This is a genomic window from Paludibacterium yongneupense DSM 18731, from assembly GCF_000422925.1.
Classification (GTDB): Bacteria; Pseudomonadota; Gammaproteobacteria; order Burkholderiales; family Chromobacteriaceae; genus Paludibacterium; species Paludibacterium yongneupense.
The window spans coordinates 20,127-27,154 of the sequence record NZ_KE383962.1 but is presented as its reverse complement, the minus strand read 5'-3'; the positions used below and the strand labels follow the sequence as shown (position 1 = coordinate 27,154).

Sequence of the window (7,028 nt, the reverse complement as noted above, 5' to 3'; positions counted from 1 at the left end):
CCCGCCGCGACGACAGCACCCCCGCTGATCGCAAGTCCTTCGAGCGGCGCGAGGCGCCTGCTGCCGAACCCGAATTGCCGCGTGCCCCGGCCCCGAAAATCAATAAATCGCTGATTCGACGCCGCGAGCCGGATGCAGAGCCGGCACGGCCGGCAGCAAGCCCGCAACGCGCCGACGCACCGGCGGCGCCCGAAGAGCGTGGCGAGCGCTCCATGCGCCGCGGGCAGCCGACAGAGGCCACCCCGCCTCGCCGCAGCGGCGACGGCCCGCAAGCCGCCCCGCGCACGCGCGGAGCCGCTGCCGCACTGGCTTTGTTTGCCACCTGCCCGCGCGGTCTGGACGAAGTATTGGCCGCTGAACTGACGGCCATCGGCGCCAGCGAAGTCAGCCGCAGCGATGGCGGCGTCAGCTTCGCCGGCGACGCGGCGCTGATGATGCGCGCCAACCTTGAAAGCCGCATCGCCAGCCGCATCCTGCTGTGCCTGGCGCAAGGCCCGTACCGCGACGAGCGCGATATCAACGCCCTGGCAATGCAGGTCGATTGGCCACATCATTTCGACGTCACCCGCAGCATCAAAGTCAAGACCGATGGCGTCGGCGCCCGCGTCAAGAGCCTGGACTTCGTTTCACTGACGGTAAAAGATGCGGTATGCGACCGCTTCCGCCAGGCAGCGCTCGGCCGGCCCAATGTCGATACGCGCAACCCGGACATCCGCATCCATGTCTTTATTTCGCCGGACAAGGCCTCCGTCTACCTCGATACGAGCGGCGACGCCCTGTTCAAGCGTGGCTGGCGTCAGGAAACCGGCGACGCCCCCCTGCGCGAGAATCTGGCCGCCGGCATCCTGCTACTCGCCGGCTACAACGGCGAGCAAGCCTTGCTCGACCCGATGTGCGGCAGCGGCACCTTCCTGGTCGAAGCCGCCAATATCGCGCTCAAGCGCGCCCCCGGGCTGACGCGCCGTTTCGGCTTCGAGAAATTTGCCGACTTCGATGCGCGCGCCTGGGATGCCCAACTGGCACAGGCACGCGCCAAGGCATTGCCCGCGCGCGCCTTGCCGATTCGCGGTACCGACAACGATGCGGCAATGATAGCGATGGCGCGATCCAACCTGGAGCGTGCCCATCTCGCCGAGGCGGTGCAGCTCGACGTCTGCGACATCCTGGATACCCGCCCGCACGCCGACAGCGGCCTCATCGTGTGCAACCCTCCTTACGGCGTACGCATGGACGAACTGGACACGCTGGCCGGCTTGTATCCGCAGCTGGGCGACTGGCTGAAGCAGAATTTTGCCGGCTGGACCGCAAACCTGTTTACCGGCGACTTGCGTCTGGCACAACTGATTCGCCTCGCGGTCAAACGCCGGGTGCCTCTGTATAACGGCGCGCTCGAGTGCCGCTTGTTCGTCTTGCCCCTGATTGCAGGCAGCGCGCGCAAAGATCCGGCCTGAGCCGGTCAGGCTCTTGCTTACGACTGACCCGGCGGGCCTGGCCCGCCGGTTTTCGATCCGGTTTAGCCATGGAAACATCATTTCTCTCCGCCACAGTACTACTCATTCTGATCACCGACCCGCTCGGCAATATCCCGCTGTTCATCGCCGCGCTCAAGCAAGTCAAGCCTGAACGGCGCCGTCGCGTTGTCTACCGCGAGTGCCTGATCGCCTTCCTGGTGCTGCTGTTTTTCATGTTCTTCGGACATACCTTTCTCGAACTCATGCACTTGAGCGATCAGTCGATCGGCATTGCGGGCGGAGTCATTCTGTTTCTGATCGCGCTGAAAATGATCTTTCCGGGAGAAGGCAGCGTGTTCGGCGGCGACAAGATGCATGGCGAGCCGTTTATCGTTCCGATCGCGATTCCCTTGATCGCCGGCCCCTCGGCCATGGCGACGGTGCTATTGCTGGCGACGCGCGAGCCCGCCCGTATTCTGGAGTGGGTCGGCGCGCTGACCCTGTGCATGCTGGTATCGACCGCAGTATTCCTGTTTTCCGGAAGGTTGCAAAAACTGCTGGGCGATCAGGCGATTACCGCACTCGAACGCTTGATGGGACTGGTGCTGACGGCGGTCTCGATCGACATGCTGCTCAGTGGCTTCGCCAGCTATATCCGCCAACTGCACTGAGTCCGGCCAAGCGGGAGTGGAGCGGCGCGGCGCTCAGCGCCACTCGCTTTGCGGACGCCCGAAGAATTCCAGCAGAAAATCCACAAATACCCTTACCTTTCCCGGCACGTGCCGCCGGGCGGGGTAAACCGCGTACAAATCGAGATGCTGCCAGTACCAATCGGGCAACAGCGGCAGCAGCCGTCCATCGCGCAGCGCCGCATCGACCAGGAAATGCGGCTGCCGGACAATGCCCAACCCCTGACAAGCCGCGTCGACCAACATATCGCCGTTATTGGCCTTCAGGCTGCCGTCGACACGAACCTTGCACTCGTTGCCGTCCCTGCCCGCGAAGTCCCAGACTCCAGGCTGATCCATCAAGGTATAGAGCAGGCAGTTGTGCTGTGACAATTGCTCGGGCTCAAGGGGAATGCCATGCCGCTCCAGATAGGAAGGCGCCGCGCACACCCCGGCCGAAATCGGCGCCAGCCGACGGGCGATGAGGCTGGAGTCGGTAAGCCGCGCCACGCGCAGGCCGACGTCATAGCCTTCTTCCACCAGATCGATACGCCTGTCATTGAGAGAGAGCTCTACCACCACTTCCGGGTAGCGCTCCTGAAAACGGCTGACCAGCCGTCCCAGGTAATGAACGCCGAACGACACCGGGACAGTGACGCGCAAACGCCCGGCCGGGCGCGTCGCTCCGGCCGAAAGGCGCGATTCCAGATCGTCGAGTTCGGATAGCAGCGCCGACGCTTCCTCCAGATAGCTTTCACCTTCGCTGGTCAACGACAAGCGGCGGGTCGTGCGGTGCATCAGACGCACGCCGAGACGCGCCTCGAGAGCCGACACCAGCTTGGTCACCATCGCGCGCGACAGCTCAAGACGATCGGATGCCGCGACGAAACTTCCGAGCTCAGCCACCGTAACAAACGCGCGAATTTCCGAAAATCGGTCCATTATTATCCATTAGTAAACAATATCTTTAATTTAAGCCTATTTATTCACTTGTTCGTGTCTGCTTAAATGACAGCATGGATTGGCGGCTCCCCCCGGATACCGCACCCCCACTAGATACCAAGGAAACCATGATGAAAGCGCTCCTCACCCCCCAGCCCCGCTATGCCGCCCTGACCCTGCGTCTGGCCCTGGCCCTGATGTTCCTCGCGCATGGCGCCACCAAGCTCTTTGTCTTCACCCCGTCCGGCACCGTCGGCTACTTCGCCAGCCTCGGCCTGCCGGCAGCGTTCGCCTACCTGGCCATGATCGGAGAAATCGGCGGCGGCCTGCTGCTGTTGAGCGGCCTCTACGCGCGCTGGATCGCACTGGCGCTAATCCCGCTGCTGGCTGGCACCATCGTGACGGTACATGGTCATAATGGCTGGATGTTCGCCAATGCGGGGGGAGGCTGGGAATACCCGGCCTTTCTGATCGCCGCCTCACTCGCGCTATTCTTCCTAGGCGACGGCCGCAACGCGGCCGCCATCAAAGGCTGAGCGCACGCCAGCAGAAACACAGCACAACGGCCTTGCCTGCCCCTCAGAAAGGAGCAGGCAAGGCCGCGGTCATGGCAAGACCGGTGCGATCAGGCGCCCGTCCAGCTGACCAGACAGTGATTTTTCTTGCCGCGGCGCAACAGCGTATAGCGACCGAAGCGGCGATCGTCGGCACCGACGACGGTGGTCAGATCGGAGACCTTGCGGCCGTTGATGCTGACCGCTCCGCTGTCGATAAACCCACGCGCCTGCGTTTTCGACGTAGCCAGCTGAGCGGCGACCAGCGTATCGATCAGACCGCATTGCTCGCTACCGAGCACGACATGGGGCACTCCGTCCAGCGCGAGTTGTTCGAAATCGTCTTCCGTCAGCGATTCCTGATCTTCGGCGAACAGGCTTTGGCTGATGCGGGTGGCAGCCTCGACGGCAGCCTGTCCGTGAACCAGCGCCGTTACCTGCTCGGCCAGTATCGCCTGTGCCTTCGGCGCGCCGCTGCTGGCTTTGTCTTCCGCCTCGATGGCGGCGATTTCGTCCAGACCGAGAAAAGTAAAGAAGCGCAGAAAGCGGTAGACATCGGCATCGGCGCAACCGAGCCAGAACTGGTAGAACTTGTAGGGGGAAGTCTTCTTCGCGTCCAGCCACACGGTACCGCTCTCGGTCTTGCCAAACTTGGTGCCATCCGCCTTGGTCACCAGGGGCAGGGTCAGACCATACACCGGTTGCCGGTTAAGGCGACGGGTCAGATCGATGCCGGCGGTGATATTGCCCCATTGATCGGAGCCGCCAAGCTGCAGCTGACAATCGAAGTCGCTGTTGAGTCGTGCAAAGTCGTACCCTTGCAGCAGGCTATAAGAAAACTCGGTGAAGGAAATCCCGGACTCGTCGCGGTTGATCCGCTGTTTCACCGACTCCTTGTTGATCATCGCATTCACGGAAAAATGCTTGCCGATATCGCGCAGGAACGTCAACACGTCCATCGAGCCGAACCAGTCATGGTTGTTCACCATGGCGGCGCTATTCGCGCCACAGTCGAAATCGAGGAAGGGCGAAACCTGGCGGCGGATTTTTTCGACCCAGCCCGTCACCACGTCGGCGGTATTCAGTTGCCGCTCCGACGCCTTGAAGCTCGGGTCGCCGATCATGCCGGTCGCGCCGCCGACCAGCGCCAGCGGGCGGTGCCCTGCGCGCTGAAAACGCTTGAGCGTCAACAAGGGCACCAGACTGCCGATATGCAGACTGTCAGCAGTGGGATCGAAGCCGCAATACAGGGTGACACTCTTTTCGCTCAACAAGGCGTCGAGCGCCTTGGCATCGGTCACTTGCGCGATCAGGCCGCGCTCCTGCAACTCTTCGATCAGATTCTGTTTATTCGTCAATTCTATTCTCCATCAGGGAGCACCACAGCGGCCTCCCGCCTTCTATCCGGTCACAGCGCATTACGCCGGCCCAGCCGGCACGGGCCATCCCGGCAAGGCCCGCCATTCAGGACGCGAGCCGGTCATGACGACGCTCGGCTGTACAGACACCCGGCGCCGGGTTCAAGACGGCAATGCCCGGCAGCCTGAGCAGGGATGACATGATCGGGGAAATCATATCCTATTTAGCCGCAGTGCGGCATATCGGCCTGGCAACCCTAAATTAGTCGCCTAAGCTGAATTAAGTAATTCAAATGGAAATGATGAAATGTCATCATCGCTCGCGGCCAGTGCCAATCCCTGGACAGAAAACTGGCAAAAGACCTTCGATCCGTTTCAACTCGGCCCCATCATCAACAAAGCGCAACATGCCTGGCTCGAACATCCCTCGGAACTGGCGGCGGCATGGGAACACTGGTGGGGGGATGCGCTACGCTGGCAAGGGGTGTCCTGGGCCAGCCTTCTCGGCGGCGACTGCAGCGAACCGTTCTCGGCGCATAGCGAAGACGAGCGGTTCAAGGCCAGCAGCTGGCAGAACGAAGCACAGTGGGTTATTCTGAAAAACTGGTATCTGTTCAACACCCGCTGGCTGCAAGATTCCCTGTTCGCCACGCCGGGGCTATCGCCGGAAGAAAGCAAGCGCGCGGCATTCTGGCTGCGCCAATGGCTGAACGCGGTCGCCCCCACCAACTTCCTGGCGCTTAACCCGGCCGCGCTCGAGCGCGCCTGGCAGACCGGCGGTGCCAGTCTGCGTGACGGATTCAACAATCTTCTGCGCGATGCCGCCATCGGCGATATCGCCATGACCGACCGCGATGCGTTCAAGGTCGGTGTCAATCTGGCGACCACGGAAGGCGCCGTTGTCTACCGCGGCCGGCTGCTGGAGGTGCTGCACTATCAGGCCAGCGGCGACAAGGTGCATCGCGTCCCCATGGTCATCATTTCGCCATGGATCAATAAATACTATGTGCTCGACCTCGACCCCTCGAAGAGCATGGTCAAGTTTCTGGTAGATCAGGGCTTCTCCGTCTTCGTGACCAGTTGGAAAAACCCGGGCGAGGAATACCGGGACACCGGCTTCGACGACTATCTGACCGACGGCATTGCCCGCATCGTCGATGTCGCACGCTCGATCAGCGGCAGCGAACAGGTCCACCTCACCGGCTACTGCATCGGCGGCACGCTGACCACGGCCTACATCGCCTGGCTCGCCGCACGCAACGAAGCCAGCCGCATCGCCAGCACCACCTTGCTGACCACCCTTACCGATTTTTCCGCGCCCGGCGACATCGACGTCTTTGTCCAGGAAAGCGGGCTGGACTATGTCGATTACAAAATGGATCAGCAAGGCTACCTGGATGGAAAGGATATGGCGGCCAGCTTCCGCATGCTCCGCGCCAATAGTCTGATATGGCACTACTGGATCAACAACTACCTGCTGGGCGAGACGCCGCGCCCCTTCGATATTCTGTACTGGAATATGGATACCACGCGCATGCCTGCCCGCATGCACAGCTTCTATCTGCATGAGTTCTATCAGCACAACAAGCTGTGCCAGCCCAACGCCCTGACTCTGGCAGGCTCCCCCATCGACCTTGGGCGCATCGAGACGCCGCTGTACATCGTATCGGCGGAAGAGGACCACATTGCACCGTGGCGGCAAACCTGGACGCTGATAGACCGCGTATCGGGCCCGGTGACCTTCACGCTGACCAATTCCGGGCATATCCTCGGCATCATCAACCCGCCTTCGCCCAAGTCGCGACGCCAATTCTGGCAGCAAGCGCCGGAGCACGGCGAGAGTCCCGAGCAGTGGCTCTCGCGCCAAGAGGCCCACCCCGGCTCCTGGTGGAATAACTGGGCCGACTGGCTGCGGCCGAAAAGCGGGCCCGAGGTCAAGTTCAAGCTGGACAATAGCAAGTATCCGGCGCTATGCCCGGCGCCGGGCCAGTACGTGCTGGAATAAGCAGGCAGGCGAGGCGCCGCGCCCCGGCACAAGGGCGCGGCCCGGCGCAC

The 7,028-nt window shown here is 62.1% G+C and carries 6 protein-coding genes; 4 read left to right on the top strand and 2 right to left on the bottom strand.

Annotated elements, in window-relative coordinates; genetic code table 11:
- A partial coding sequence (locus tag G520_RS0120090) for a THUMP domain-containing protein (RefSeq protein ID WP_156877024.1) occupies positions 1-1,451 on the top strand: 1,451 nt, incomplete at its 5' end.
- 68 nt (positions 1,452-1,519) lie between these two features.
- Entirely contained in the window at positions 1,520-2,122 is a 603-nt protein-coding gene (locus G520_RS0120085) for a MarC family protein (protein WP_028537218.1), read from the top strand.
- Between the two features lie 33 nt (positions 2,123-2,155).
- On the opposite strand, the gene G520_RS0120080 is transcribed toward G520_RS0120085, so the two are convergent.
- Complete coding sequence (locus G520_RS0120080) at positions 2,156-3,061, bottom strand: LysR family transcriptional regulator (protein WP_028537217.1); 906 nt, start codon at positions 3,059-3,061, stop codon at positions 2,156-2,158.
- A 128-nt stretch (positions 3,062-3,189) separates the two neighbouring features.
- Between G520_RS0120080 and G520_RS0120075 the strand changes: the two genes are divergently transcribed.
- Positions 3,190-3,597, top strand: a complete 408-nt coding sequence (locus G520_RS0120075) for a DoxX family protein (protein WP_028537216.1) — start codon at positions 3,190-3,192, stop codon at positions 3,595-3,597.
- An 89-nt stretch (positions 3,598-3,686) separates the two neighbouring features.
- Here G520_RS0120075 and tyrS read toward each other — a convergent pair whose 3' ends face one another.
- Positions 3,687-4,973 (bottom strand): tyrosine--tRNA ligase, encoded by a 1,287-nt coding sequence (gene tyrS, locus G520_RS0120070; RefSeq protein ID WP_036666672.1) that lies wholly within the window; start codon positions 4,971-4,973, stop codon positions 3,687-3,689.
- Between the two features lie 307 nt (positions 4,974-5,280).
- Between tyrS and G520_RS0120065 the strand changes: the two genes are divergently transcribed.
- Positions 5,281-6,978, top strand: a complete 1,698-nt coding sequence (locus tag G520_RS0120065) for a PHA/PHB synthase family protein (RefSeq protein ID WP_028537214.1) — start codon at positions 5,281-5,283, stop codon at positions 6,976-6,978.
- The last annotated feature ends 50 nt before the right edge of the window (positions 6,979-7,028 follow it).